The sequence below is a fragment of the Nocardioides szechwanensis genome (assembly GCF_900103935.1).
In the GTDB taxonomy this organism is placed as follows: Bacteria; Actinomycetota; Actinomycetes; order Propionibacteriales; family Nocardioidaceae; genus Nocardioides; species Nocardioides szechwanensis.
On the sequence record NZ_FNIC01000001.1, the window covers coordinates 925,944 to 951,147 of the forward strand.

The window sequence follows — 25,204 nt, forward strand, 5'->3', positions numbered from 1 at the left end:
GTCCACGGTAGGGGACGGGTAGGGCACAATGGAAGAAACAGTCCAAACGTACGGAAAGTGTGTCGATGACCCGGAGCACCCCTCTCAGCAACCTGCGTCGCGGCCTGCGCCAGGGCGCCGCCCTGGCGTCCGTGGCCGGCCGCGCCGCCCGCAGCCCCGAGCTCCGGCGCAGCCTGCTCGGCCAGGTCAGCGGCCGCGGGGGAGTGGGCGGCCAGGTCGTGGTGGGGGAGGAGCTGCCGGCTCCGGACGGGGTCACGGACTTCCCCCGGCACGTCCACGCCCAGCAGGACTGCACCGCGGCGCCCGACGAGGTGGTGGCGCGGCTGCACGACCTCGGCCAGGTCGCGGACTGGCTGACCATCCACTCGAGCTGGCGCGGTGAGGTCCCGGCGACCCTGTCGGTCGGCGACAGCTTCGCGCAGCAGATCCTGCTCATGGACATCCCGGCCGAGGCGCGCTGGACGGTCACCGCGGCCGGCGAGGCGGGCTTCGCCCTGCGGGGCACCGGGCCGATGGGGATCACCCTCGGCCTGTGGGCCACGGTGTCCGGCCACGGCACCGGGTCGACGGTCCGCCTGGACGCCGCGCTCGACGGGGCTCCCGTGCGCGGACCGATCGGGTCGACCGCCGTACGCAGCCTGGAGCGGGCGCTGCACGACTCGCTGACGGCCCTGACGTCGTCCCTCTCGGGCGCGACGTCGCCCCGGCTGCGACTGTCGGCGGCACGGGTGCTGCACGTCGCCACCGGGCGCGAGCTCGACCCGTCGACGCCGGTGGTGGTCGGGGTCGGACAGGTCGTGCAGCGCGAGCCCGACGCCGGCCGCGACCCCGTGGCCCTGTCGGCCGCGGCTCTGCGCGCGGCGCTGGCCGACAGCGGGGCCACGACAGACCTGCTGGCGGCCGCCGACCTGGTGTACGCCGTACCCAGCGCGTCCTGGACCTACGGCGACCAGGCCGCGCTCGTCGCCGACGAGGTCGGTGCGCGCCCGGAGGAGACCGTGCAGTCCAGCCCGTACGGCGGCGACGGCGGCCAGCTCGTCGTCAACGACGCCGCGCAGGAGGTCGTCGAGGGGCGCGCGCAGGTGGTGCTGCTCAGCGGCGCCGAGGCGGGCTCGACGCTCGCGTGGGCGCAGCGCACCGGCGTGACGCTCGACTGGCCGCGGCAGCCCGACGGCGACGCGCCTACTCGTCTGATCGGAGTGGATCGTCGGCCGAACAACGAGGCGGAGACCGGGGTCGGGCTGGGGGCTCCGATCTACACCTACGCGCTGATGGAGTCGGCAGTCCGCGGGCGTCTCGGCCGCGCACCCGCCGAGCACCGTACGGCGATCGCGCGGCTGTGGTCGCGCTTCTCCGAGGTGGCCGGCGGCAACCCCTTCGCGTGGTCGCCCTCGGCCGTCGACGCCGACGCCATCGCCACCGCGACCCCGGACAACCGCGCCGTGTCGGAGCCCTACACGAAGCTGATGTGCGCCAACCTCCAGGTCGACCTGGCCGCCGGCGTGATCGTCACCAGCGTCGCCGCGGCCGAGGCGGCCGGCGTGCCCCAGGACCGGTGGGTGTTCGTGCACGCCGGCGCGTCCGGGCACGACGAGTGGTTCGTCTCCGAGCGCGCCGACCTCTCCCGCTCGCCCGCCATCGCAGCGCTCGGTGAGGCCGCGCTGGAGCACGCCGGGGTCGGCATCGACGACGTCGCCCACGTCGACCTCTACGCCTGCTTCCCGTCCGCCGTCGAGATCGGCGCCGACGCGCTGGGCCTCCCGGTCGACGACGAGTCGCGGCCGCTGACCGTGACCGGCGGGCTCACCTTCGCCGGCGGCCCGGGCAACAACTACGGCACGCACGCGCTCGCGTCCTTGGTGCCGGTGCTGCGCGGCGACCCGAGCAGCCGTGGACTGTGCACGTCACTGGGCTGGTACGCGACCAAGCACGCGCTCGGCATCTACTCCGCCACCCCGCCGGCGCGCGCCTACGAGCACCTGCGGCCGGTTGTACCGCACCCGCCGCGGCGGCCGGTCGGCACGTCGTACGACGGGGTGGCGGTGGTCGAGGCCTACACGGTCCCCTACGACCGCGACGGCTCGCCCGAGGCGGGCGTGCTCAGCCTGCTGACGCCGTCGGGATCGCGGGTGCTCGTGAGGACGACGGACCCGGAGGTGGTCGCCGTGCTCGTGGACGGCGACGCGCTCGGCTGCGAGGTGCTGGTCGACGGCGAGGCGGTCTCGCTGACCGGCGTGCGCGGGTCGCACCTGCCGGCACCGCCGCGGCCACCGGTGCGCACCGAGCGGCACGACGCCGTACTGCTGATCACCCTCGACCGCCCGGAGGTGCGCAACGCGATCGACGCCCGCACGGCCGAGGAGCTCGAGCGGGCGGTGGACGCGGCGGAGGCGGACCCGCGGGTGCGGGCGATCGTGCTGACCGGCGCCGGCGACACGTTCTGTGCGGGCATGGACCTCAAGGCCGCCGCACGCGGGGAGCTGCCGCTGACTCCAGGCCGGGGCCCGCTGGGGCTGACCGGGCGGCCGCCGACGAAGCCGCTGGTCGTGGCGATCGAGGGCAGCGCCCTGGCCGGCGGCTGCGAGCTCGCGCTGGCGGCCGACCTGATCGTGGCGGCGGAGGACGCGGAGCTGGGGATCCCCGAGGTACGGCGTGGTCTCGCCGCCGCGGCCGGTGGCGTGCTGCGGCTGCGCGAACGGCTGCCCCGCAACATCGCCATGGAGCTGGCGCTGCTGGGTGCCCCGATGGGGGCGGCCCGACTGGCCGAGCTCGGTCTCGTGAACCGGGTCACGCCGCGCGGTCAGGCCCTGGCGGTGGCGCTGAGCCTGGCCGCGGAGATCGCTGCGAACGCACCGCTGAGCGTGGCCGTCGGCAAGCGGATCGTCGACGAGTCGCCGTCGTGGGACGCGGACGAGGCGTTCGACCGGCAGACCGAGCTCGCGTCGCCGGTGATCCTCTCCGACGACGCCCGCGAGGGGGTCGCGGCGTTCGCCGAGCGGCGTACCCCCGTCTGGACCGGTCGCTGACGTGACGAGCCGGTGAGGAGGGTCTCGGCGCGCGTGCCGACCGGGGCCGGGCGACGGGACTAACGTCGGGGGATGGAGACCTACAGCTGTCCTCGCTGCGGAGTGGCCATGGTGTCGCGCTCGCTCGGCGACGGGGAGGTGGCCCAGTGCCCCGACGGGCATGGCGTCTTCCTCTCCCGCGCCGACCTCGGGACGATGATCGAGTCCGAGCTCGACTGGCACCGCCACGCCGGCCAGCACACCGCCCCGCTGCCCCGCATCACCGCCGACATGGTCGAAGCACCCCCCTCCGCCAGGGCCCCCGCCCGCGCCTGGGTCGAGACGCTCTTCAGCTGAGTGCGCGGCCGTTCGGCACGCGGTTTGGTCACAAACCGCAGGTTCTGGGCGCCGAAACGTGCGGTTTGTGACCAAACCGCGCATCCGCTCCCGCGCGGGGCGAACGAACCAGCCAGGCCCGCGGGACCCGTTGTTTGGTCACAAACCTCACGTCGGGGGCGCGATTCTCTGCGGTTTGTGACCAAACCGCAGGTCCGCAGGACCTCCGGACCCCCCGGACGACTCAGATGTCGCGGAACGTCTCGATGGAGGCACCGAGCTCGTTGAGGCGTTCGGCGAGGTCTTCGTAGCCGCGGTGGATGACGTAGGTGCCCCGCAGGACGGACGTCCCGCGGCAGGCGAGCATCGCGAGCAGGATGACGACGGCGGGGCGCAGGGCCGGGGGACACATGAGCTCGGCGCCAGTCCAGTGGGTGGGTCCCTCGATCATCACGCGGTGCGGGTCGAGCAGCTTGACGTGACCGCCCAGCTTGTTGAGGTCGGTGAGGTAGATGGCGCGGTTGTCGTAGACCCAGTCGTGGAGGTACGTCTGGCCGTCGGCCACCGCGGCGATCACCGCGAAGAACGGCAGGTTGTCGATGTTGAGGCCGGGGAACGGCATCGGGTGGATCTTGTCGAGCGGCGCATGCAGGTCGGACGGCCGCGTGGTGAGGTCGACGAGACGGGTGTTGCCGTTGGCGGCGACGTACTCGTCGGTGCGGTCGTAGTTGAGGCCCATCTCCTCGAGCAGCGCGAGCTCGATCTCGAGGAACTCGATCGGCACCCGGCGGATCGTGATCGACGACTTCGTGACGATCGCGGCGGCGAGCAGCGACATCGCCTCGATCGGGTCCTCGCTGGGGGAGTAGTCGACGTCGACGTTGATCTCGGCCAGGCCGCTGACGGTCAGGGTGGTGGTGCCGATGCCCTGGACCTCGACACCGAGGCGCTGGAGGTAGAAGCAGAGGTCCTGGACCATGTAGTTGGACGACGCGTTGCGGATGATCGTCGTACCGGGGTGCAGGGCGGCCGCCATCAGGGCGTTCTCGGTGACGGTGTCGCCGCGCTCGGTGAGCACGATCGGCCGGACCGGCTCGATCGCCCGGTTGACCTGTGCGTGGTAGGACCCCTCGGTCGCCTTGACCTCGAGGCCGAACGGGCGCAGTGCGGACATGTGCGGCTCGACCGTGCGGGTGCCGAGGTTGCAGCCACCGGCGTAGGGCAGGTCGAAGGTGTCGAGGCGGTGCAGCAGCGGGCCGAGGAACATGATCACCGAGCGGGTACGGCGGGCGGCGTCCTCGTCCATGTGGGTGAGGTCGAGCTCCTTGGGCGGGATGATCTCGAGGTCGTTCTCGTCGTTGAGCCACTTGGTCTGCACACCGAGGCTGTTGAGCACCTCGAGCAGCCGGTTGACCTCTTCGATGCGGGCGACCTTGCGCAGCGTGGTGCGGCCGCGGTTGAGCAGGGAGGCGCAGAGCAGCGCGACGCCGGCGTTCTTGGAGGTCTTGACGTCGATGCTGCCCGACAGCGTCGTCGGGCCGGTGACCCGCAGGTGCGTGGGGCCGGCGCCGAGCGCCACGATCTCGGAGTCGAGGGCCTCGCCGATACGCGCCAGCATCTCGAGGGAGAGGTTCTGGTGCCCCTTCTCGATGCGGTTGATCGCGCTCTGACTGGTCCCGAGGAGGGTGGCGAGCTGGTGCTGGGTGAGTCCGCGGTGCTTGCGCGCGTCGCGGATCAGGTGCCCGATCCGACCTTTGAAGTCCGTAGCCATATCTTCACGGTAACTCACATATGAGATAGCGCAAACATGCGCGCCGCGGGGTCGGAACCAGGGGAGTGCAAGGATGCTGGTCATGCGTGCCACGACTCTCCATGCGCCCGGCGACATCCGCGTCACCGAGGTGCCGGACCCCACCCTCGGTGCCCCCACTGACGCGATCATCAAGGTGACGGCGGGCTGCATCTGCGGCTCCGACCTGTGGCCCTACCGCGGCGAGAACCCGATCACCGCCGGCAACACGATCGGCCACGAGTGCATCGGCATCGTCGAGGAGGTCGGCTCCGAGGTGACGTCCTTCGCGCCCGGCGACTTCGTGATCGTGCCGTTCTGCCACTGCGACAACACCTGCGCCCACTGCCGCGCCGGCGTGCAGTCGGCCTGCGTCAACCTGGGCATGACCCAGAGCGGCCAGGGCGAGTACGCCCTCGTGGGCCAGGCCGAGGGCAGCCTGGTCAAGCTCGACGGCCGGCCCGACGCGTCGCTGGTGCCGTCCCTGCTGGCCCTCTCCGACGTGATGCCCACCGGGTGGCACGCCGCGGTCGCTGCGGGAGTGCCCGAGGGCGGCACGGTCGTCGTCGTCGGGGATGGCGCGGTCGGCCTGTGCGGCGTACTCGCCGCCTCCGTCATGGGGGCCGAGAAGGTGATCGTGATGTCGCGCCACGAGTCGCGCCAGAAGATCGCCACCGAGTTCGGCGCCACCCACATCGTCGCTGCCCGCGGCAAGGAGGGCGCCGCCGAGGTCAAGGAGCTGACGGACGGCATCGGTGCCGACGCCGTGCTCGAGTGCGTCGGCACCGACCAGTCCATGGGTACGGCGTTCGCGGTCGCCCGCCCCGGTTCGACGGTGGGCTTCGTCGGCGTTCCGCACGGCGTCGAGCCGCCGCTGGGGCGGATGTTCCAGAAGAACGTCGGGCTGCGCGGCGGCATGGCTCCGGTCCGGCGCTACCTGCCCGAGCTGCTGGACCTCGTCGTCTCCGGCCGGATCAACCCCGGGCTGGTCTTCGACTCCACGCTGCCGCTGGACCAGGTCGCCGAGGGCTACCGCGCCATGGACGAGCGGCGCTCGATCAAGGTCATGCTCGACCTCGAGGCCTGAGCGCCGTCAGGCGGTCAGACCTGCGCAAGCGCCCGCACCGGCACGCCGGCGGGCGTGCAGTCGCAGGCGTCGGAGCAGGCCAGGAAGGTGTGCATCGCGTGGCCGCAGTGGCCGCACGGCATGTCGTGACTGAGCTGGTGACCGCTGGTCTGCGCGGTGTCCCACATTGGTTGCCCCCGAAGGTCGATTCATTCGAAGGTAAAGCGAAATGGCGGGCCCGGGGTGGCAACCACGCGCATCTAGTCCGAAAGGACTAGGCAAAATGGCCTACCGGGGGCCAGTTGCGGGCACGACCGACACGTTTCACGCTTCCGGATCGTCTACCCGCTAGGAACACCGACAGAGGGAGAGCAGATGAGCCACGCCGCCGACAGCCACGACCTGATCCGGGTGCAGGGCGCGCGCGTCAACAACCTGCGGGACATCAGCGTCGAGATCCCGAAACGACGGCTGACGGTATTCACGGGCGTCTCCGGCTCCGGCAAGAGCTCGCTGGTGTTCTCCACGATCGCCGCGGAGTCGCAGCGGATGATCAACGAGACCTACAGCGCCTTCGTGCAGGGCTTCATGCCGTCGCTGTCGCGCCCGGAGGTCGACCTGCTCGAGGGCCTGACGACGGCGATTATCGTCGACCAGGAGCGGATGGGCGCCAACCCCCGCTCGACGGTCGGCACCGTCACCGACGCCAACGCGATGCTGCGGATCCTCTTCAGCCGCCTCGGCACGCCGTACGTCGGTCCGCCGACGGCGTACTCCTTCAACGTCCCGACCCGCAGGGCCAGCGGCGTCATGACGACCGACAAGGGCAGCCACGTCGAGAAGAAGGCCGTCAAGGACGCCGTCTACCTCGGCGGCATGTGCCCGCGCTGCGAGGGCATGGGCAACGTCAACGACATCGACCTCACCGCGCTGTACGACGACACGAAGTCGCTCAGCGAGGGCGCGCTGACGATCCCCGGCTACTCGATGGACGGGTGGTACGGCCGGCTCTTCGAGGGCGTCGGCCTGCCGATGGACAAGCCGATCTCGAAGTTCAGCAAGTTGCAGCTCGACACGATGCTCTACGCCGAGCCGACCAAGATCAAGGTCGAGGGCATCAACCTCACCTTCGACGGGATCATCCCCAAGATCCAGAAGTCGATGCTGTCCAAGGACCCCGAGGCGATGCAGCCGCACGTACGCCGTTTCGTCGAGCGCGCCGTCACGTTCCAGACCTGCCCCGACTGTGACGGGACCCGGCTGACCAAGGAGGCGCTCTCGTCGAAGGTCAACGGCAGGAACATCGCCGAGCTGTGCCAGATGCAGATCAGCGACCTGGCCGGGTGGGTGCGGGGGCTCGAGGAGCCGTCGGTCGCGCCGCTGCTCAAGGGGCTGCGGCACCTGCTCGAATCGTTCGCCGAGATCGGGCTGGGCTACCTCTCGCTCGACCGGCCCGCCGGCACGCTGTCCGGGGGAGAGGCGCAGCGCACCAAGATGATTCGCCACCTCGGCTCGGCGCTCACGGACGTCACCTACGTCTTCGACGAGCCGACGATCGGCCTGCACCCGCACGACATCGAGCGGATGAACGGACTGCTGCTCCAGCTGCGCGACAAGGGCAACACCGTCCTCGTGGTCGAGCACAAGCCCGAGACCATCGCGATCGCCGACCACGTCGTTGACCTCGGTCCGGGCGCGGGCAGCGGCGGTGGCAGGGTCTGCTTCGAGGGGACCGTCAACGGGCTGCGGGGGAGTGGCACCGTCACCGGCAAGCACCTCGACGACCGGGCCACGCTCAAGGCGGCCGTGCGCGAGGCCACCACCACCATGGAGGTCCGCGGCGCGTCCACGCACAACCTGCGCGACGTCGACGTCGACATCCCGCTCGGGGTGCTGTGCGTGGTCACCGGCGTGGCCGGCTCCGGCAAGAGCTCGCTGATCCACGGCTCGGTCGCCGACCGCGACGGCGTGCTGGTCATCGACCAGGGCGCGATCAAGGGCTCGCGGCGGAGCAACCCGGCGACGTACACGGGTCTTCTCGAGCCGATCCGCAAGGCGTTCGCCAAGGCCAACGGCGTGAAGCCTGCCCTCTTCAGCTCCAACTCCGAGGGCGCCTGCCCGACCTGCAACGGCGCGGGGGTGATCTTCACCGAGCTGGGGGTCATGGCGACGGTCGAGTCACCGTGCGAGGAGTGCGAGGGGCGGCGGTTCCAGGCGGCCGTGCTGGCGTACACCCTGGGCGAGAAGAACATCGCCGAGGTGCTCGCGATGTCGGTCACCGAGGCCGAGGACTTCTTCGCCGAGGGCGAGGCCAAGACCCCGGCGGCGCACAAGGTGCTGGAGCGGCTCGAGGACGTCGGGCTCGGCTACCTCAGCCTGGGGCAGCCGCTGACCACGCTCTCCGGCGGCGAGCGGCAGCGGCTCAAGCTGGCGGCGCAGATGGCCGAGAAGGGCGACATCTACGTCCTCGACGAGCCGACCACGGGCCTTCACCTCGCCGACGTCGCCAACCTGCTCGGCCTGCTCGACCGGCTCGTCGACTCCGGCAAGTCCGTGATCGTCATCGAGCACCACCAGGCCGTGATGGCGCACGCCGACTGGCTGATCGACCTCGGCCCTGGCGCCGGGCACGACGGCGGCCTCGTGGTCTTCGAGGGCACGCCCGCAGCACTCGTCGCCGACCGCAAGACGCTCACCGGCGAGCACCTGGCGGCGTACGTCGGCGGCTAGGGACGGGTCCAGGCGAGAGCCGCCCGCGGCTAGGGTCCGGTCGTGCGTACTCACCCCCTGTGGAACCCCTACGACCCGCCGACCCAGGAGCAGATCGACGCGGCCCGGGCCGCGCTGGGCGTCTGGACGCCGTCCCCGGTGGAGGTCGTCGCTCCCGACCCGGGCTGGCCCACGGCGTACGACGCGGTGCGCGACCAGGTCGTCGCGGCACTGGGGGAGCGGGTGCTCTCGCTCGAGCACGTCGGCTCGACGTCCGTGCCCGGCCTGTGGGCCAAGCCGATGATCGACGTGGACCTCACGGTCGCCGACTCGGGCGACGAGGGCGCCTGGCTCCCCGACCTCGAGGCGGCGGGCTTCGAGCTGAGGGTGCGCGAGCCGGACTGGGAGCAGCACCGTTGCCTGCGGGGCAGAGGGCCGACCTGCAACCTGCACGTCTTCTCGCCGGGCGCGCGCGAGCCGCGGCGGCACCGGATGTTCCGCGACTGGCTGCGAACCCACCCCGAGGACCGCGAACTGTACGCCGAGGTGAAGCGCGCGGTCGCTGCCCTCGGGTTCACCGACCAGATGCTCTACAACAACGAGAAGGCCTGGGTCGTCTACGACCTGTACGAGAAGATCTTCGCCGCCGACCCCGAGCACGAGCACGACCCGCACCCTCGGCGTACGGGCTAGGTCGCTAGGGCCGACAGCCGACGCCCGACTGGGCCTGCGCCTGGGTCATCCGGAGCTCACGAGCCGGCAGGAGTACGTCGACCTCCGTCGCGCCCACGCCCTCGTACTCGACCTCCACGTCGTAGGACGCCACCGCCGCCAGCACGCTCTCGGTCGGGGTGGCCAGCGCCGACTCCAGCGCCGCGACCATGCTGTCGCCTTCGATGCGCCAGCCCACGACCTCGCCCGCGACCAGCCTGAACTCCGCGGCGACCAGAGCGTCGAGCGGGGTGTCGCGCAGCGCCCGGACGAGGCCGGAGCCGAACAGCGGAGCGGCGTCCGTCAACGGCACGGTGCCGACGACGACCTCGGGGTCGGTGGGGTCCACGCGGGTCGCTCGTGCGTGTGAGAGCGCGACGACGTTCGCAGGCAGGCTGGAGGCACCGTTGGCAAGCGCGACGCCCGACGCATTGGCCAGCGCCAGGGCGTCGAAGCGCATCCAGCAGGTCCGGAGCTCGGGCCCCCAGGCGGGGCTGTTCAGGTAGGTGGCGCCCTGGCTCCCCAGGAAGCGGACCTCGACGGGCTCCACATCGCCCTCGTCGGCAGCGAAGACCTGCGTGGCGTCGGACGAGCGGGTCGACAGCCGATAGACGCCGGTCAGCGTGAGCGTGCCGACGCCGGGGATCACCGACGTCTGCGTGAACGAGCCGGTGTCCGCGTCCTCCCAGCGCGCCAGCGCGTCGCGCAGCCGCGACCGCGCATCCACCGGCGGCTCGTCGGAAGGCCGGGGGGAGGGTTCTGGCGTCGCCGTCGTGGTCTCCTGAGGGGAGCCACCGGGCTCCTCGGACGAGGGTTGGTGCGTCGCGCCCCAGACGGCGACCCCGACCGCCAGCAGACCCGCCGCCACAGCCAGGACCACGGTCGCCGGGAGGCGCGGCTTGGAGCGCTCCGTGGGCATGCACCAGACGCTATCCCCTCGCGCACGCGGCGTCAGCGCGCGGCCAGCACGCAGAACTCGTTGCCGTCGGGATCGGCCATCACAACCCAGCTGACATCTCCCTGGCCGAGGTCGATGCGCGACGCCCCGAGGGTGACGAGTCGCTCGACCACCGCCTCCTGGTCGCCGCCGGCCGGGGGAGCAAGGTCGACGTGCAACCGGTTCTTGCCGGGCTTCGGATTCACCGGGGGGCCGCCCCACGTGATCTTCGGACCGCCGAGCGGTGACCGGATCGCGGTCTCCTGGTCCTGGTCCCAGACCAGCGGCCACTCGAGCGCCTCGCTCCAGAAGTACCCGACCTCCTGAGTGCCGTCACTGGAGAGCGCCCCGATGAACCCGCATTCAGCCAGGAAGCTGTTGCCCGGCTCGATCACGTCGAACTCGTTGCCCTCGGGGTCGGCGAGCACCACGTGCTCTGCGTCGGGGCCCTGCCCGATATCGAGGCGCCGGGCGCCCAGCCGCAGCGCCCTCTCCACCTTCTCCGCCTGGTCGTCCAAGGACGTGCTGGTCAGGTCGAAGTGCATCTGGTTCGGGACTACCTTCGGCTCCTGCGACGGCAGGAACCGGATCCGGAACCCGGTGTCGTCGTTCGGCAGCAGCGCGATGCCATCGGGGTCGTCTGCCGGCTCCCAGCCGAGCATCCCGGCCCAGAACCGTGCGAGAGCCCACGGGTCGTGCGCGTCGAAGCAGACGGCGTGCAGTTGAGGAGTCATCCCGTGCGACGCTAGGTCGGTCCCCCTGGGTCCGCAACGCGGTTTCCGTGGGCCGCTCGTAGAGGCGCGGGGAACCCACCCTTGAGCGAGAATGCCCAATATGCGAAGCCAGGCGCACCGCGACCTCCAGACCGTCACCATCGCGACAGCCCTGGCCATCTTCGGCGGGACCCTGGCCGTGGGCGCCCTCGTCGACGCGATCGCCGACCTGACGGGACTCGCGTCCACGGTGTTCGCTGTCGGGACGCTGGTGCTGGCAACCGTGCTTGGGCTGGTGTACCTCACCCGTCACCGCAGGTCCTAGGAGGAAGTCCCCAGACCCGGACATCCGAACCGGGTTCTAGATCGCCGATAACTGACATTATGTCAACTCTTGTAGATAGAGCCCTGGGGAGTACTTCTCTTCACTCTCGAGCCCCCTGCCCTTTCATGAGAAGAGATCGTCGGTCCGAAGCGCGAACGCGTTGACGATCGCGGCCGCGAGCTCGCGCTCCTGGCGCTCGAGGAGGAAGCCAACGTGACGGCCCAGTGACGCCTTGTCGATGGTGATGATGTGGTCGCAGCTGACCACGCTCGGGCCGTCCAGGCCGTTGTCGGCGCCCACCGGCACCTCCGTGCTCAGGCCTTTGACGGTCGAGGTGATCGGGGCCACGGTGACGCGGCGCATGGCGCCCCGCACCGGCTCGCGGGTCAGGACCACCACGGGACGAGCCTTGTCGAGATGAGCGATGTGGATGTCGCGCATCAGTCGTCGATCGACGCATGGGCCACGAGACCGTCAAGGTCGTCGTAGTCCCCCGACTCCTCCAGGATCCGCGCGTCCTGCTCACCCCGCAGCTGCTGCCGGTACAGCGTCAACGCGCGCGCTACGACGGCGGCGCGCGAGCCGGCACCCTCGGCGACGAGACCGTCGACGTACCCGACCAGCTCGTCGGGCAGGCGCACGGCGATCTGAAGTGTCATACCACAATGGTAGCACTTTGGGATTCAGGCAAGCAGTCCCCACGCGATGCCCGCCAGGGTGCAGACGCCGAGGGTGCGCAGGACGCCCCAGCGCAGCCGGAAGATCAGCAGGCAGCCGAGAGCGGTGATCGCGACCGCCGACCACTGCAGCGAGTCGAGGAGGGGGACGTCGAGGTCGAGCGGTCCTGCGGTGACCCGCTCGGTCTCGTCGAAGAGCGTGTGGACCGCGAAGTAGACCGCCAGGCTGGCGATCACGCCGACCACGCTGGCCGTGATCCCGGTGAGGGCGGCAGAGAGCGAGCGGTTGCCGCGGAGCCGCTCGACGTACGGCGCCCCCAGCAGGATGAACAGGAAGCACGGCACGAAGGTGACCCACGTCGTGAGCAGTGCGGCCAGGACCGCGGCGACCCAGGGGTCCAGGCCGCCCGGGTCACGGTAGGCGCCGACGAAGGCCACGAACTGCACGACCATGATCAGCGGCCCGGGCGTGGTTTCGGCCAGGGCGAGCCCGCGCACCATCTCCCCCGGGGCCAGCCACCCGTAGACGTCGACCGCCTGCTGGGCGACGTAGGCCAGGACGGCGTACGCACCGCCGAACGTCACCACGGCCGCGCCGGAGAAGAACAGACCCTGGTCGACGAACACGCTGTCGCGACCGGCCAGGACCGCGAAGGCCGCTACCGGCGCCAGCCACAGCGTCAGCCCGATCGCGAGGATCGTGGCCGACCGGCGCCCTGAGGGACGCTCGGTGTGGAGCGCGTCGTCGCTGATCAGCGGCGCCGGCCCCGCGTCGGCCGTCGGCGGCCGCGGCACCGTGAGGCCGGGTACGGCGCGTCCGAGCAGCCAGCCCGCCACCGCACCCGCCAGGACCACCAGCGGGAACGGCACCCCGAACAGCGTGAGCGCACAGAAGGCCACCACCGCGAAGACCACCAGCGCCGGGTGGGTGAGGCCCTTCGTGCCCAGCCGCACCACGGCCTGGAGCACGATCGCGATCACCGCCGGCGCGAGGCCCAGGAAGACCGCGTCGACGAACGACGTGTCCCCGTAGGCGACGTAGATCCCGGACAGGGCCAGCAGGGCCACGACTCCCGGGAGGACGAACAGGATCCCCGCGACCAGCGCTCCCCTGACCCCGTTGAGCAGCCACCCGACGTACGTCGCCAGCTGCTGCGCCTCGGGGCCGGGCAGCAACGTGCAGTAGGACAGCGCGAACAGGAAGCGTTGCTCCCCGATCCAGCGTCGCTCGTCCACCAGCGTCCGGTGCATGACGGCGATCTGGCCCGCCGGTCCCCCGAACGTCTGCAGCGAGATGGCGAACCAGGCCTTGGTGGCCTCGCGCAGCGGCACGACATCGCGGGGTCGCTCGGTGGGCCCACTGGCTGGCATGCCGAGAACGCTAGGGCCTCACAGCTCCTGCAGGCGCGGCAGGACCTGCTCGCAGACCTCGGTGGTCCAGGCGACCGGGTCGTCGGCCAGCGGCACCAGGGTGACCAGGGTGATCCCGAGCGCGGCGTACTCCGCCATGGACCGGAGGAACTCGTCGCGCTCCCCGATCGGGTCGGCCATCAGGATCATCGACTTCTCGATCGAGTCGTAGTCGCGACCGACGTCGTGGCAGTGGCCGCGCAGCACGTCCAGCTTGTGGCGCATCACGTCGGGGGCGACGCCGAAGATGTTGCACGCCGCGGCGTACTGGGCGACGAAGCGCAGGGTCTTCTTCTCCCCCGCTCCCCCGACCAGGATCGGGACCTGCGGCTGCTGGACGGGCGGGGGCACGCAGACCGTCTCGGCGAGCTGGAAGTGCTTGCCGTCGTAGGGCCCGTCGTTGTCGCTCCACATCTGCTGGCAGATCTGGAGCGTCTCCTCGAGGCGCTCGAAGCGCTCCTTCGTGGGAGGGAACGGTACGCCGAGCCCGGCGTGCTCGCGCTCGTACCAGGCCGCCCCGATGCCGAGCATCGCCCGGCCCTGCGACAGGCGGTCAAGGGTCGTGACGGTCTTGGCGAGGAGCCCCGGGTGGCGGTACGTCGCACCGGTCACGAGCAGGCTCAGCCGGATCCGGTCGGTCACGCCGGCCAGGTAGCCCAGCGTCGTGTAGCCCTCGAGCATCGGCTCGGCCGGTCCCCCCATCTCCTCCATCTGGAACCAGTGGTCCATGACGGTGAAGAGCGACGCGCCTCCCCCGTCGGCAGCCCGGGCGGTCTCGGTGAGGCGCTCCTCGAGGCGGTGCTGCCAGTCGGGGTGGGTGAAGTTCGCGTAGTGCACTCCCAGCTCCATGCCGCGAGCGTAGCCAGGAGAGCCAGACAGGCCAGCCGTTGCTGCCTGCCGGCACCACTCCCCTACGATCGACCGCATGTTGAAGCGACCCCTCGCCGCCGCCGCGGCACTCGTGCTCCTGGCCGGCCTCTCCGCGTGCAGCGACGACGACGAGCCCACCTCGGCCCGCGACACCTCGGACCAGAGCTCCGAGCAGCCCACCAACCCCGACGGCGCCGACTGCGTCTACGAGGAGGACGGCGCCCCCGCGGCCAAGGAGGTCGACCTCCCGGCCGACCAGGCGGCGTACGACGGAGAGGTCGCCATGACCATCTCCCTCTCCGCCGGTGACGTCGACGTCACCCTCGACGCGGGCGCGGCCCCGTGCACGGTCAACTCCTTCACGTCGCTCGCGGCGCAGGGCTACTTCGACGACACCGTGTGCCACCGGCTCACGACCGGTCCCTTCCTCCAGGTCCTGCAGTGCGGCGACCCGAGCGCCTCCGGCTCCGGTGGCCCCGGATACAGCTTCGCCGACGAGCTCACCGGTGACGAGACCTACGGCGCCGGCACGCTGGCCATGGCCAACGCCGGCCCCGACACCAACGGCTCGCAGTTCTTCATCGTCTACGGCGACTCGCAGCTCGACCCCGCCTACACCGTCTTCGGCTCCGTCGACCCCGCCACGCTCGGCGTGGTCCAGGACATCGCCGACGAGGGCGTCGAGGGTGGCTACGAGGACGGGCCTCCGGCCTCCCCCGTCACGATCGAGGGGATGACCGTCAACTAACGCGGCGCTGGGTGGCGTCAGGCCAGCGGGAACGAGACCCCGCTGAGCTTCTCGGACGCCACCCACAGCGCCTTGGCGAGCTCGGGATCGCTGGCGCTGCTGCTGCGGCCGACCGGGACCGGCCAGCCGCTCATCTCGCGCAGCCGGTGCGGGCCGACGTAGGTGTTGCCCGGGACGTCCATGGTCGCGGCGAACAGCGTCGGCAGGGCGCCCTTCCACGCCGGCATCCCCACCAGGCCGTGGCCCCACGAGCCGATCCACGTCTTGAGGGCGTTGCCGGTGTTGCCGGTGATCGCCGTGACGGTGGAGCCGGGGTGGCCGCCGGTGACCCGCAGGCTCGAGCCCACCGCAGTCAGGCGGCGCTGCAGCTCGGCCAGGAACAGCATGTTGGCCAGCTTGGACTGCGCGTAGGCGCCGTAGGGCGAGTAGCCGCGGCGCTTCCAGTCGAGGTCGTCGAGGTCGAGCACCCCGGAGCGGTGTGACTGCGAGCCCACCACCACGACCCGGTCGGTGAGGCGCGGCAGCAGCAGGTTGGTGAGCGCGTAGTGCCCGAGGTGGTTGGTCGCGAAGTGCAGCTCGATGCCGTCGGCGCTCTGTCCTTCGGGCACCCCGAGGATGCCGGCATTGTTGACGAGTACGTCGACGTCCCCGACGTCGGCGGCGAAGGCGCGCACCGACGACAGGTCGGACACGTCGAGGGTCCGGACCTCGACCGAGCCCGGCATCTGGGCGGCGGCCTCCTCACCCTTGGTGGCGTTGCGCACCGCCAGGACGACGTGGGCACCGCGGCCGGCGAGCGCCTTCGCGGTCTCGAACCCGATCCCGCTGTTGGCCCCGGTGACCACGAACCGGCGCCCGTCCTGGCGCGGGATCTCGGTCCACGGAGCGACCTTGGGGCCAGCCATCAGTCGTGGGCCTCGGCGACGGCGTACTCCACCGGCTCGCCGAGAGCCACGGTGCGCGACACCGTGCAGATCCGGTCGTGCGTCTGCTCGATGGCACGCGGCAGGAACTCGCGGGCGCGGTCGCCGTCGGCACCCTCGGGGAAGGTCACGTCGAAGGTGACCTTGAGACCCACCAGGTGGTTGCCGCCCTCGTCGTGGACCTTGTGGCCCTCGGCGGTGAGGTGGAACGACGTGGGCTCGGCGCGACGGCTGGTGAGCTCGTCGACGGTGACCCCGGCGCACCCGGCGAGGGCAGCCAGCAGCAGCTCGACGGGCGTGAAGTCGGGGTCGTCTCCCCCGCTGCCCATCGGCACCAGTCCCCCGCGCGCGTTGGTGGCCTTGTAGCGCCCCTCGCCGATGCGCACGAGGTCGATCCCGCGCCAGGTGTCGGGCTGGTGCTCCGAACTGGGCGCCGGGGTGCTGTCGGGACTGCCCAGGGCAGTGCTTTCGGGGGTACCAGCAGGGTGCTCGTGCGTCATGGCGCACAGCCTGCCAGACCCGCCCGGCGACGGCCCGGGAGCCTGAACCGGGTCAGCGGGTGCGGTGGCTCCGCACGGCGTTGCGCCGCTGCTTGCGAGCCTCGCGGAGAGCCAGCTCGACGTTACGGAGCAGCGCGTGTTCCTGGTCGGCGTGGACCCGTCCTTGGACGATTCCTCGGGCCAGGTGCAGCTCCGTCGTCATGGTGTCTCATCCTCTCGACCCGGTCTTCCGGGTCATGCTCGGTGTAATGCCTTCTGTCACCTTTGCGACTCTTACATCGTAGCCGCCCGCCCAGGCCGGATCCGCATCAGCGACGACGTGATGTCGCACACCCTCCGGGGGCCGTTTCGAGGCCCTGACAGGATCGTTCCCATGCCCTCGACAACCCGCCAGATCCACTTGTCCGCCCGTCCGTCCGGCCTGCCCGGACCCGAGCACTTCGTCACCCACGAGGTCGAGCTCGCGGACCCGGCGCCCGGCGAGGTGCTGGTCCGCAACACGGTGCTGTCGGTCGACCCCTACATGCGCGGCCGGATGAACGACGTGAAGTCCTACGTCCCCCCGTTCGAGCTGAACGCGCCCCTCGAGGGTGGGGCGGTGGGCGTCGTCGAACGCTCCGCCTCGGACGACCTCCAGCCCGGCGACACCGTGCTCCACATGGCGGGCTGGCGCGAGCACGCCGTACTCCCCGCCAAGCACGCGCGGAAGCTCGACGTGTCCCAGGTGCCGGCCAGCGCCTACCTCGGGGTCCTCGGCATGCCCGGCCTCACGGCGTACGTCGGGCTCACCCGGATCGCCGAGGTCCACGAGGGCGACACGGTCTTCGTCTCCGGCGCGGCCGGCGCCGTCGGGTCGCTCGCCGGGCAGATCGCGCGCAAGCTCGGCGCCGCGAAGGTCATCGGGTCGGCCGGGTCCCCGCAGAAGGTGGCGTGGCTCGTCGACGAGCTCGGGTACGACGCCGCGTTCGACTATCACGACGGGCCGGTCGCCAAGCAGCTCGCACCCCACGGCCCGGTCGACGTCTACTTCGACAACGTCGGCGGCGACCACCTCGAGGGGGCGCTGTTCCACATGGCCGACTTCGGCCGGATCGCCGCGTGCGGGGCGATCGCGGACTACAACGCCGAGGCGCCGGTGCCCGGCCCCCGCAACCTGATGATGCTGATCTCCAAGAAGCTGACGCTGCGCGGGTTCGTGGTCAGCGACCACGGCAAGGCCGCGCCCGACTTCTACCGCGACGCGGGTGCCTGGCTGGCCGCCGGCGAGCTGAAGTTCCGCGAGACGTACTTCGAGGGCCTCGACCAGATGGTCGACGCGTTCCGCGGGCTCTACTCCGGCGCCAACACCGGCAAGATGCTGGTGCGTCTCTGAGTCGCCGCGGCTCGTGGTGGATGCGGTTTGGTCACAAACCGCAGCTCCACGAGTCCCGGGACTGCGGTTTGTGACCAAACCGCGTTCATCTCGGGCGCGGACGTGCGGTTTGTGACCAGACCACACGTCCGCGGAGCGACAGGTCAGGTGGACAGGCAGGCGGCGGGGAGGTCGAACCACCGCAGGTGCTCGAAGTCGGCGCTGACGTTGCCGGGGTGGGCGGAGAGGTCGGGGCCGACGGCGGCGCTGAGGATCTCGGCGCCCTCGCGGAGGTGGTCGACGAGCAGCTCCACTCCCCCGGTGGCCGAGTTGGTCGGCATGGACGCCACACCACCGGCGTACGACACGTCGAACAGCGACAGCGGCGGGGTGACGACGCCGTCACGGTGGCGCCAGTGGCCGGTGACCGGGTCGAAGCGGTAGTCGCCCAGCAGCCGCCAGCCGTCGCGCGCCACCAGCTGCACCGCCGCCACGACGTAGTCGGCGACGGCGTCGGAGACGAAGTAGTTGAAGTTGACCCGCACCCAGCCGGGCTTGATGCCCTCGCACCCGCCCGCGATCTCGCGCTCGAACTCGTGGGAGCGCTCGAGGTCGATGCCGAGGAGACGGTGCCCGTAGGGCCCGGCGCAGGAGCAGCCACCGCGCGACTGGATCCCGAAGAGGTCGTTGAGCAGCGCCACCACGTAGTTGTGGTGCAGGTAGCGCCCCGACGGCGAGCGCAGGATGAACGAGACGATGGAGAGCCGGTGGGCGTCGAGGTTGCCGAGCAGCTCGATGGCCGGGTCGTCCTTCCAGGCGCCGATGGCGCGCTCGAGGTGGCGGTCCTCCTGGCACCGGATCGTCTCGGTGCCGACCGCCTCCTTGAGCTGGAAGACCAGTCCCGCACGCACGGACTCGATGATCGCCGGCGTGCCGCCCTCCTCGCGGTGGGCGGGGTCGGTGAAGTAGCGGTGGTCGTCGTCGTTGACGTAGAGCACGGTGCCGCCGCCGGGCACGTCCGGCACCCGGTTGCTGAACAGCTCGCGCCGCGCGACCAGCACCCCGGGCGTCGACGGGCCGCCGATGAACTTGTGCGGCGACAGGAAGATCGCGTCCTTGTAGGACAACGGCCGTGAGGCGTCGACCGGGCCCATCTCGATGTCGATGTACGGAGCCGCCGCGGCGAAGTCCCAGAAGCTCAGCGCCCCGTGCTCGTGGAGCAGGGTGGCGATGCCGGCGGTGTCGGAGAGGATCCCCGTGACGTTGGAGGCTGCGGAGAACGAGCCCACCTTGAGCGGCCGTTCGGCGTACTTCTCGAGCTGCGTGCGCAGGTCGTCCTGGTCCACTCCCCCGTCGGCGTCCTGGTGGATCACCACGACGTCGGCGATGGACTCGCGCCACGGGATCTCGTTGGAGTGGTGCTCGTAGGGCCCGAGGAAGACCACCGGCCGCTCGGACGGCGCGATGTGCTCGCTCAGGTGGTAGGTGTCCTCGAGGGCCGAGGGCAGCCGCAGCCCGAGGATCCCGATCAGCTTGGCGATCGCCCCGGTGCAGCCGGAGCCCGCGAAGACCACGACGGTGTCGTCGTCGCCGCCGACGGCGTCGTGGATGATCTTGCGCGCGTCCTCACGCAGCCGGGTGGTCTGAAGCCCCGTGCCGCTGGACTCGGTGTGGGTGTTGGCGTAGCCGGGCAGCACCTGCTCGCGGATGAAGTCCTCGATGAACGTCAGCGCCCGTCCGGACGCCGTGTAGTCGGCGTAGGTCACCCGCCGCAGGCCGTAGGGCGTCTGCATGAGGTGGTCCTCCCCGATGACCGACTCGCGGATCAGCCGCAGCAGCGACTGCTTCTCGACGTCGGGCACCGGGGAGGACATGCCCCCACGATAGGCCCCTGGGCGGTGCCGCTAGGAGACGATCACCCGCACCCGGCGGCCGCCGGTGACCACGAGGTCGAACGGTCCGAGCACCTGGCTCTTCGTGACCTCCGTGTTGCGACCGAAGAGGCCGAGGTCGACCTGGACCTGGTCGTTGCGGACCATCTTGTCGATGCCGGCCAGGATCTTGCTGAGGGAGTTCTGGTACGCCGCCTCGGAGTAGAGCTCGTTGCCTCCGATGAACGACAGCGAGCCCTTCGTGCCCTGCGCCCGCTTGGGCACGGTGAAGGACGTCGTGACCGTCTCGACTCCCGAGGGGCCACGGAGCAGCGAGCGCAGGATCAGCTTGCCGCCCGCCTTGACCAGCGCCGGGTCCTTCTTGCCGAGCGTGACCCACGCACCCTGGCGGTACTGCTGGACCGCCCCGACCGTGTACCGGTCGGTCGAGTCGGTCACCACGGCGTTCGAGGTGACCTCCTCGATGGTGACGCCGGGGATCTGGCTCATCCCGTAGACGAGGTCCGGCAGCTCGTAGCTGGCCTCGAAGGTGACGTCGTACAGCGACGTGTAGCGGTCACTGAACTCGGCTGTGAAGGGGACCCCACCGGCATCGGTGCCGCGGATGGTCCAGCTCTGCGTCTCGGTGCCCCGGATGATCCCGTCGATGACGCGGTCGTGGTTGCCGATCAGCTGGTAGAACGTGACCTCGGCGGCCGCCATCGGCACCGTCACGTGGGAGGTGCCCTCACGTGACCGGTCGCCGTGGGTGACGTCGGAGGTCACCGTCAAGGAGTCGGGAAGCGCGCCGTACGAACCGGTGATCCCGGTCAGGTGGTCGTCGGTGATGGTGCCGACCGGCGCACCCAGGTTGGCGACCTTGAACGGCGCGCCCAGCGAGTCCGCCTGGACGTAGATGGCGTCGGCGGGGTGCATGGACATGGTCGAGTCGCCGGAGAAGACCATCGGGTGACCGAAGCCCACGACCCGTCCGTCGCACACCTGCGTGGCCGTGCCGACGCCGGCGGAGGTGATGTCGCCGTAGGACTGCGAGGCGGCGATGTTGCCGCCCGCGACGATGTCTTCGGCGGTCGGTGCGCCGGCCACGCCCGCCTCGCCGACGACGTAGGTCTGCGGGGAGACGTAGGGGCGGCGGTCCTTGAGCGAGCTGAGCCGCTGGGCGCTGAGTCCCGAGACGCCGAGCGGCATCGGGAGCTGGCGCAGGCCCTGCGAGGCCTGGGCCGTCGTCGCGTCGGAGTGAGCGGCGATCCGCTGCGCCATCGTCTTGCCGACCTCGACCCGTCCGGGCCGGCCGGCCGCGGTGGCGAGGTAGTCGTCCATGTCCTCGAAGGGCGTGATGCCCGCGATCGGGGACGGCCCGTAGGCGAGGCCGTAGGCGACGGCGCCGATGAGCCGCCCGTCGGTGGCGTCGTATACGGGCGAGCCGGACATGCCCTGCCAGATGCCCTTGGCGTCCTGGATGGCGGGCGAGTCGAGCTCCATGATGATCATGTCGAGCCCGGGCGCGATCCCGCTCTCGAGCACGCCGAGCACCTCGCCGCTGAACGGCTCGGGGGTGACCCCCGAGTCGACGGTGAGCCCCTCGACGAGCTGGCCCTTCGTGACGCCGGCCAGCGGGAAGGTGTCGGTGCAGTCGCCCGCGGGCTCGGCCGAGCCGGCCGGGCCCGATGTGAGGGCGACCGCCCCGAGGAGCAGCCCCATCGCCGAGGTGAGAGTGGCCAGGGTCCTGCTCCTGCGACGGAGCCCCCGGCGGCGAAGCATGGTGTGTGTCATGTACGGACCTTCCTCCCGAGACCGAGCGTGCGGCGCGCGCTCCTGGTGGTACGACGTCGTGAGCACGCGTTTGGTTGCCCGCTGGTTGCCCGCTTGGTGTCCGGCTCGTTGACCGGGCGAGACATAGGGTGTGCTGATGACGAGTCCCACCCAGAGTCTGCAGCACACCGAGGCCCAGGACCGGTTCTTTCGGCTGCACGTCGACTCCTACGACGTACGCCTTGACCTGGCCTCCGACGAGGCGACGTTCGGGTCGGTCACGACGCTCCGGTTCACCAGCCAGGGCGGGCCGACCTTCGTCGACCTGAAGCCGCTCCGGGTCCACTCGATCACGCTGAACGGCCGGCCCGTCGACGCCGAGCTGCTCGACCGCGGCCGCCTGCCGCTCGAGACCGAGGCGGGTGCCAACGAGCTCGTCGTGGACGCCGTGATGCGCTTCCGCAACGACGGCGAGGGCCTGCACCGCAGCGTCGACCCCGCCGACGGGCGCCACTACGTCTACGGCATGAGCTTCATGGACGCCGCGCCCAGCATCTTCGCGTGCTTCGACCAGCCGGACCTCAAGGCGCCCTACACCTTCCACGTGCGCGCGCCCGAGGACTGGGTGGTGATCGGCAACAGCCCGGCTACCAACCCGGAGCCGGGGGTGTGGGAGCTGGCGACGACCCAGCCGCTGTCGACGTACTTCGTCACCCTGGTCGCCGGGCCCTACCACCTGGTCCGCGACGAGCACGACGGGATCCCGCTCGGCCTGAGCTCGCGGGCCAGCATCGCGCGCGACCTCGACAAGGACGCCGACGAGATCCTCACGATGACCCGGCAGTGCTTCGACGAGTTCCACCGGCTCTTTGGCATCCGCTACCCGTTCGGCGACTACCACCAGGCGTTCGTGCCCGAGTTCAACGCCGGCGCGATGGAGAACCCCGGCTGCGTGACGTTCCGCGACCCGCTGATCTTCAGCTCCCGGGTCACCCGGGGTGCCCGTGTCCTGCGCGCGACCACCATCGCCCACGAGATGGCGCACCAGTGGTTCGGCAACATCGTCACCCCGAAGTGGTGGGACGACCTGTGGCTCAACGAGTCCTTCGCGGAATACCTGGGCAACCGGGTCACCGCCGACGTCACGGAGTACGGCGACACGTGGACGCACCAGGCCTACGACCGGCGCCTGTGGGGCCTGACCGCCGACCAGCGCCCGACCACCCACCCGGTGGCGAGCAACGGCGCGTTCGACGCGGTCGCGGCGCTGCAGGACTTCGACGGCATCTCCTACGCCAAGGGCTCGACCATCCTCAAGCAGCTCAACGCGCGGCTCGGCGACGAGGTGTTCTTCGCAGGCGTGATCGACCACTTCACGGCCCACCGCTTCGGCAACGCCACGATGGCGGACCTGTTCGGCAGCTGGGAGAAGGCCGGCGCCCCCGACCTCTCCGACTTCACGTCCAGCTGGCTGCGCACCGCCGGCCCCGACACAGTGGTCCTCGACCGCGACGCCGGCCTGCTCCGCCGTACGCCGCCGGCCGAGCACCCGGCCGACCGCACGCACGTGCTCCGCGTCGCCACCGCGGTGGACGGCACGTGGCGCACCACCGCGGTGACCCTCGACGGCCCCGAGACGCCGTTCGACGCGGGCGGGTCGGCCGTCGTCGTCGACCCCTACGAGGACAGCTGGGGCATCTTCCCGCCCGACCAGGCCACCGTCGACGCGCTCAAGGAGCTGCTGCCGTCGGTCACCGACGACGCGCTGCTCGCCGCGATCTGGAACTCCGTGCGCAGCGGCTTCCACAACGCCCTGCTCTCACCCGTCGACGTGGTCGACCTGCTCGAGGTCCGGTTGCCGATCGAGGACACCGAGCTCACCAAGCGCCACACGCTGCCGTGGGTGCTGTCCGCGGTGCTCCCCATTGCACCCGAGGGGTCGCTCGAGCGGGTGCACCGCGCCGCCCTCACGCGGCTGGACTCCTCGCCCGAGGGGTCCGAGCTCCAGCTCGCCGCGTTCCGTACGGCGATCGGCACCAGCACCGACCCCGCCCGGCTGGAGAGCTGGCTCACGGGCGAGCTCCCGCTCGGCCTCGAGCGCGACCTCGAGCTGCGGTGGCGGGTGCTGGTCCGCCTGGCGACGCTGGGGGCGACCGACGCGTCAGCCCTCGACGCCGCGCTCGCCGAGGAGCCCACGGCGATCTCGCGGGTCGAGCACACCCGGGCCCGGGTGTCGCTGCCGACGGCCGAGGCCAAGGAGTTCGCGTGGGCCCGGTTCACCGGCGAGGTCGACGTACCCAACTACGAGCTCGTCGCGGCCGGTGAAGGCATGTGGCGGGGCGGGCAGGAGCACCTGACCGCGCCGTACGTCGCGCGCTACTTCGACGAGCTGCCCGCGACGGTGCGCGTGCGCAGCGGGTGGGTCCTGGCCGACGCGGCCGAGGCGTTCTTCCCGTTGCCCGCCCTCGACGACGACACGCTGGCCCGGGCGCGGGCGCTCACCGAGCTGCCCGGCCTCGACCTGTCGATGCGCCGCCGGGTGCTCGACCAGGCCGACGAGCTGGCCCGCCGGCTTGCCGTGCGCGCCGCCTATCCCGTGGCGTGAGCATGGAGTCGCGAGAGCGCCGGCCAGGCCCCTCGGTGCGGACCCGGATCGAGGAGGTCACCGGCGAGGGCGTCTCGGGCCGCGAGGACCGGCTCGCCACCGAGGAGCCGCTCGAGATCCGGCTCGCCTGGCCGGGCTCGGCCGCGCGCCGGGTGTGGGTCACGATGCGCACGCCCGGCCACGACTTCGAGCTGGCGGCGGGCTGGCTGCTGCACGAGGGCGTCGCCGGCGTGGGCCAGGTGGCGGGAGTCGCCTACTGCACCGACGAGGACCTCACGCCCGAGCAGGAGCTCAACGTCGTCACCGTCACCCTCGACGGCCCGCCGATGGGCGACCCCGGCCACCGCCACGTCGCCCAGTCGTCCGGCTCGTCGGCGTGCGGGGTCTGCGGCAAGGACAGCATCGCCGAGGCGCTCACCGTCCGGCACGGGCAGCGCTGGGCCGGCCCGGCGCCCGACCCCGGCGTCGTACGACGGCTGCCGGGGCTGCTGCGCGACCAGCAACCGCTCTTCGCGCGCACCGGCGGGGTCCACGCGGCCGGTCTCTTCACCGCCGACGGCGACGCCCTCGTCGTACGCGAGGACGTCGGGCGCCACAACGCCGTCGACAAGGTCACCGGCGCCCGGCTCCTGGCCGGCGCCTCACCCGCCGAGGCCTGCCTGGTGGTGAGCGGACGAGCCGGCTTCGAGCTCGTGCAGAAGGCGGTCGCGACCGGGGTCGGCACCCTGGTGGCCGTCGGCGCGCCGACCAGCCTCGCCGCGGGCCTCGCCTCGCGGGCCGGGCTGGGCCTCTACGGCTTCACCACCGAGGACCGGACGGTGCGCTACAGCGGGTGATCCCGGCCCCAGCCGGCCGGGCCCCGGCGTGGGTACGCCGACCTGTCGG

The 25,204-nt window shown here is 71.3% G+C and carries 23 protein-coding genes; 10 read left to right on the plus strand and 13 right to left on the minus strand.

Going from position 1 to position 25,204, the window contains the following annotated elements; translation table 11 throughout:
* Nucleotides 1-65 precede the first annotated feature (65 nt).
* Nucleotides 66-3,026 (plus strand): type II toxin-antitoxin system Rv0910 family toxin, encoded by a 2,961-nt coding sequence (locus tag BLR90_RS04490; protein ID WP_091022852.1) that lies wholly within the window; start codon nt 66-68, stop codon nt 3,024-3,026.
* A 72-nt stretch (nt 3,027-3,098) separates the two neighbouring features.
* Complete coding sequence (locus BLR90_RS04495; RefSeq protein WP_091022854.1) at nt 3,099-3,362, plus strand: zf-TFIIB domain-containing protein; 264 nt, start codon at nt 3,099-3,101, stop codon at nt 3,360-3,362.
* A gap of 223 nt (nt 3,363-3,585) precedes the next feature.
* Here the strand turns inward: BLR90_RS04495 and BLR90_RS04500 are convergent, their stop codons facing one another.
* On the minus strand, nt 3,586-5,112 hold the full coding sequence (locus BLR90_RS04500; RefSeq protein WP_091022856.1) for a helix-turn-helix domain-containing protein: 1,527 nt from the start codon (nt 5,110-5,112) through the stop codon (nt 3,586-3,588).
* An 82-nt stretch (nt 5,113-5,194) separates the two neighbouring features.
* Between BLR90_RS04500 and BLR90_RS04505 the strand changes: the two genes are divergently transcribed.
* A complete protein-coding gene (locus BLR90_RS04505; protein WP_091022858.1) occupies nt 5,195-6,217 on the plus strand; it encodes a zinc-dependent alcohol dehydrogenase family protein in 1,023 nt (340 codons plus the stop codon).
* Nucleotides 6,218-6,231: 14 nt separating this feature from the next.
* On the opposite strand, the gene BLR90_RS20885 is transcribed toward BLR90_RS04505, so the two are convergent.
* Nucleotides 6,232-6,384 carry a hypothetical protein gene (locus BLR90_RS20885; protein ID WP_170254182.1) on the minus strand — a complete coding sequence of 51 codons (153 nt, stop codon included), beginning with the start codon at nt 6,382-6,384 and terminating at the stop codon, nt 6,232-6,234.
* A gap of 187 nt (nt 6,385-6,571) precedes the next feature.
* Between BLR90_RS20885 and BLR90_RS04510 the strand changes: the two genes are divergently transcribed.
* Together BLR90_RS04510 and BLR90_RS04515 are read left to right on the plus strand one after the other, a co-directional pair.
* Complete coding sequence (locus BLR90_RS04510) at nt 6,572-8,926, plus strand: ATP-binding cassette domain-containing protein (RefSeq protein ID WP_091022860.1); 2,355 nt, start codon at nt 6,572-6,574, stop codon at nt 8,924-8,926.
* Between the two features lie 42 nt (nt 8,927-8,968).
* The gene (locus BLR90_RS04515; protein ID WP_218029277.1) at nt 8,969-9,598 is read left to right on the plus strand and encodes a GrpB family protein; all 630 of its coding nucleotides are present in this window, start codon (nt 8,969-8,971) and stop codon (nt 9,596-9,598) included.
* A 4-nt stretch (nt 9,599-9,602) separates the two neighbouring features.
* Here BLR90_RS04515 and BLR90_RS04520 read toward each other — a convergent pair whose 3' ends face one another.
* A complete protein-coding gene (locus BLR90_RS04520; RefSeq protein ID WP_091022861.1) occupies nt 9,603-10,535 on the minus strand; it encodes a hypothetical protein in 933 nt (310 codons plus the stop codon).
* Between the two features lie 32 nt (nt 10,536-10,567).
* Nucleotides 10,568-11,287 (minus strand): VOC family protein, encoded by a 720-nt coding sequence (locus BLR90_RS04525; RefSeq protein ID WP_091022862.1) that lies wholly within the window; start codon nt 11,285-11,287, stop codon nt 10,568-10,570.
* 100 nt (nt 11,288-11,387) lie between these two features.
* Here BLR90_RS04525 and BLR90_RS04530 point away from each other — a divergent pair, with 100 nt between their 5' ends.
* Nucleotides 11,388-11,591 (plus strand): hypothetical protein, encoded by a 204-nt coding sequence (locus tag BLR90_RS04530; RefSeq protein WP_143016105.1) that lies wholly within the window; start codon nt 11,388-11,390, stop codon nt 11,589-11,591.
* Nucleotides 11,592-11,714: 123 nt separating this feature from the next.
* Here BLR90_RS04530 and BLR90_RS04535 read toward each other — a convergent pair whose 3' ends face one another.
* Genes BLR90_RS04535 through BLR90_RS04550 form a run of 4 tightly spaced genes read right to left on the minus strand, consistent with a single transcriptional unit; the run spans nt 11,715 to nt 14,527 of the window.
* Entirely contained in the window at nt 11,715-12,032 is a 318-nt protein-coding gene (locus tag BLR90_RS04535; protein WP_091022864.1) for a type II toxin-antitoxin system PemK/MazF family toxin, read from the minus strand.
* The gene (locus BLR90_RS04540) at nt 12,032-12,250 is read right to left on the minus strand and encodes a ribbon-helix-helix domain-containing protein (RefSeq protein ID WP_091022865.1); all 219 of its coding nucleotides are present in this window, start codon (nt 12,248-12,250) and stop codon (nt 12,032-12,034) included. The genes BLR90_RS04535 and BLR90_RS04540 overlap by 1 nt, the downstream gene beginning before the upstream one ends.
* A gap of 24 nt (nt 12,251-12,274) precedes the next feature.
* A complete protein-coding gene (gene chrA, locus BLR90_RS04545; RefSeq protein ID WP_091022867.1) occupies nt 12,275-13,639 on the minus strand; it encodes a chromate efflux transporter in 1,365 nt (454 codons plus the stop codon).
* An 18-nt stretch (nt 13,640-13,657) separates the two neighbouring features.
* Complete coding sequence (locus BLR90_RS04550) at nt 13,658-14,527, minus strand: LLM class F420-dependent oxidoreductase (protein ID WP_091022869.1); 870 nt, start codon at nt 14,525-14,527, stop codon at nt 13,658-13,660.
* A gap of 76 nt (nt 14,528-14,603) precedes the next feature.
* Between BLR90_RS04550 and BLR90_RS04555 the strand changes: the two genes are divergently transcribed.
* Complete coding sequence (locus BLR90_RS04555) at nt 14,604-15,296, plus strand: peptidylprolyl isomerase (protein WP_091022871.1); 693 nt, start codon at nt 14,604-14,606, stop codon at nt 15,294-15,296.
* Nucleotides 15,297-15,313: 17 nt separating this feature from the next.
* Here the strand turns inward: BLR90_RS04555 and BLR90_RS04560 are convergent, their stop codons facing one another.
* From BLR90_RS04560 to BLR90_RS20890, 3 genes are read right to left on the minus strand one after another with little or no spacing between them, the layout of a single operon-like run.
* Entirely contained in the window at nt 15,314-16,201 is an 888-nt protein-coding gene (locus BLR90_RS04560) for an oxidoreductase (RefSeq protein ID WP_091022873.1), read from the minus strand.
* Complete coding sequence (locus BLR90_RS04565) at nt 16,201-16,719, minus strand: OsmC family protein (protein WP_091022875.1); 519 nt, start codon at nt 16,717-16,719, stop codon at nt 16,201-16,203. Before BLR90_RS04565 ends, BLR90_RS04560 begins: the two co-directional genes overlap by 1 nt.
* 52 nt (nt 16,720-16,771) lie before the next feature.
* Entirely contained in the window at nt 16,772-16,921 is a 150-nt protein-coding gene (locus BLR90_RS20890; protein WP_170254181.1) for a hypothetical protein, read from the minus strand.
* A 171-nt stretch (nt 16,922-17,092) separates the two neighbouring features.
* On the opposite strand from BLR90_RS20890, the gene BLR90_RS04570 reads away from it, so the two are divergent.
* The gene (locus tag BLR90_RS04570; protein ID WP_091022877.1) at nt 17,093-18,091 is read left to right on the plus strand and encodes an NADP-dependent oxidoreductase; all 999 of its coding nucleotides are present in this window, start codon (nt 17,093-17,095) and stop codon (nt 18,089-18,091) included.
* Nucleotides 18,092-18,234: 143 nt separating this feature from the next.
* On the opposite strand, the gene BLR90_RS04575 is transcribed toward BLR90_RS04570, so the two are convergent.
* Together BLR90_RS04575 and BLR90_RS04580 are read right to left on the minus strand one after the other, a co-directional pair.
* Complete coding sequence (locus BLR90_RS04575; protein WP_091022879.1) at nt 18,235-19,944, minus strand: aminotransferase class V-fold PLP-dependent enzyme; 1,710 nt, start codon at nt 19,942-19,944, stop codon at nt 18,235-18,237.
* Between the two features lie 30 nt (nt 19,945-19,974).
* Entirely contained in the window at nt 19,975-21,735 is a 1,761-nt protein-coding gene (locus BLR90_RS04580; RefSeq protein WP_143016106.1) for a SpoIVB peptidase S55 domain-containing protein, read from the minus strand.
* Between the two features lie 136 nt (nt 21,736-21,871).
* Between BLR90_RS04580 and pepN the strand changes: the two genes are divergently transcribed.
* Together pepN and BLR90_RS04590 are read left to right on the plus strand one after the other, a co-directional pair.
* Nucleotides 21,872-24,319 (plus strand): aminopeptidase N, encoded by a 2,448-nt coding sequence (gene pepN, locus BLR90_RS04585; RefSeq protein ID WP_091023276.1) that lies wholly within the window; start codon nt 21,872-21,874, stop codon nt 24,317-24,319.
* Nucleotides 24,320-24,321: 2 nt separating this feature from the next.
* Nucleotides 24,322-25,155, plus strand: coding sequence for a formate dehydrogenase accessory sulfurtransferase FdhD (locus BLR90_RS04590; RefSeq protein WP_091022883.1), 834 nt, complete (start codon nt 24,322-24,324; stop codon nt 25,153-25,155).
* Nucleotides 25,156-25,204 lie beyond the last annotated feature (49 nt).

Bases quoted from the DNA above. Each gene is read 5' to 3' on its own strand.
- BLR90_RS04500 (WP_091022856.1), bottom strand. From the start codon at position 5,112: ATGGCTACGGACTTCAAAGGTCGGATCGGGCACCTGATCCGCGACGCG.
- BLR90_RS04555 (WP_091022871.1), top strand. From the start codon at position 14,604: ATGTTGAAGCGACCCCTCGCCGCCGCCGCGGCACTCGTGCTCCTGGCC.
- BLR90_RS04505 (WP_091022858.1), top strand. From the start codon at position 5,195: ATGCGTGCCACGACTCTCCATGCGCCCGGCGACATCCGCGTCACCGAG.
- BLR90_RS20890 (WP_170254181.1), bottom strand. From the start codon at position 16,921: ATGACGACGGAGCTGCACCTGGCCCGAGGAATCGTCCAAGGACGGGTC.
- BLR90_RS04590 (WP_091022883.1), top strand. From the start codon at position 24,322: ATGGAGTCGCGAGAGCGCCGGCCAGGCCCCTCGGTGCGGACCCGGATC.
- BLR90_RS04525 (WP_091022862.1), bottom strand. From the start codon at position 11,287: ATGACTCCTCAACTGCACGCCGTCTGCTTCGACGCGCACGACCCGTGG.
- BLR90_RS04510 (WP_091022860.1), top strand. From the start codon at position 6,572: ATGAGCCACGCCGCCGACAGCCACGACCTGATCCGGGTGCAGGGCGCG.
- BLR90_RS04540 (WP_091022865.1), bottom strand. From the start codon at position 12,250: ATGACACTTCAGATCGCCGTGCGCCTGCCCGACGAGCTGGTCGGGTAC.
- BLR90_RS04560 (WP_091022873.1), bottom strand. From the start codon at position 16,201: ATGGCTGGCCCCAAGGTCGCTCCGTGGACCGAGATCCCGCGCCAGGAC.
- BLR90_RS04575 (WP_091022879.1), bottom strand. From the start codon at position 19,944: ATGTCCTCCCCGGTGCCCGACGTCGAGAAGCAGTCGCTGCTGCGGCTG.
- BLR90_RS04495 (WP_091022854.1), top strand. From the start codon at position 3,099: ATGGAGACCTACAGCTGTCCTCGCTGCGGAGTGGCCATGGTGTCGCGC.
- BLR90_RS04580 (WP_143016106.1), bottom strand. From the start codon at position 21,735: ATGACACACACCATGCTTCGCCGCCGGGGGCTCCGTCGCAGGAGCAGG.
- BLR90_RS04565 (WP_091022875.1), bottom strand. From the start codon at position 16,719: ATGACGCACGAGCACCCTGCTGGTACCCCCGAAAGCACTGCCCTGGGC.
- BLR90_RS04490 (WP_091022852.1), top strand. From the start codon at position 66: ATGACCCGGAGCACCCCTCTCAGCAACCTGCGTCGCGGCCTGCGCCAG.
- BLR90_RS04520 (WP_091022861.1), bottom strand. From the start codon at position 10,535: ATGCCCACGGAGCGCTCCAAGCCGCGCCTCCCGGCGACCGTGGTCCTG.
- BLR90_RS04550 (WP_091022869.1), bottom strand. From the start codon at position 14,527: ATGGAGCTGGGAGTGCACTACGCGAACTTCACCCACCCCGACTGGCAG.
- BLR90_RS20885 (WP_170254182.1), bottom strand. From the start codon at position 6,384: ATGTGGGACACCGCGCAGACCAGCGGTCACCAGCTCAGTCACGACATG.
- chrA (WP_091022867.1), bottom strand. From the start codon at position 13,639: ATGCCAGCCAGTGGGCCCACCGAGCGACCCCGCGATGTCGTGCCGCTG.
- BLR90_RS04535 (WP_091022864.1), bottom strand. From the start codon at position 12,032: ATGCGCGACATCCACATCGCTCATCTCGACAAGGCTCGTCCCGTGGTG.
- pepN (WP_091023276.1), top strand. From the start codon at position 21,872: ATGACGAGTCCCACCCAGAGTCTGCAGCACACCGAGGCCCAGGACCGG.
- BLR90_RS04530 (WP_143016105.1), top strand. From the start codon at position 11,388: ATGCGAAGCCAGGCGCACCGCGACCTCCAGACCGTCACCATCGCGACA.
- BLR90_RS04570 (WP_091022877.1), top strand. From the start codon at position 17,093: ATGCCCTCGACAACCCGCCAGATCCACTTGTCCGCCCGTCCGTCCGGC.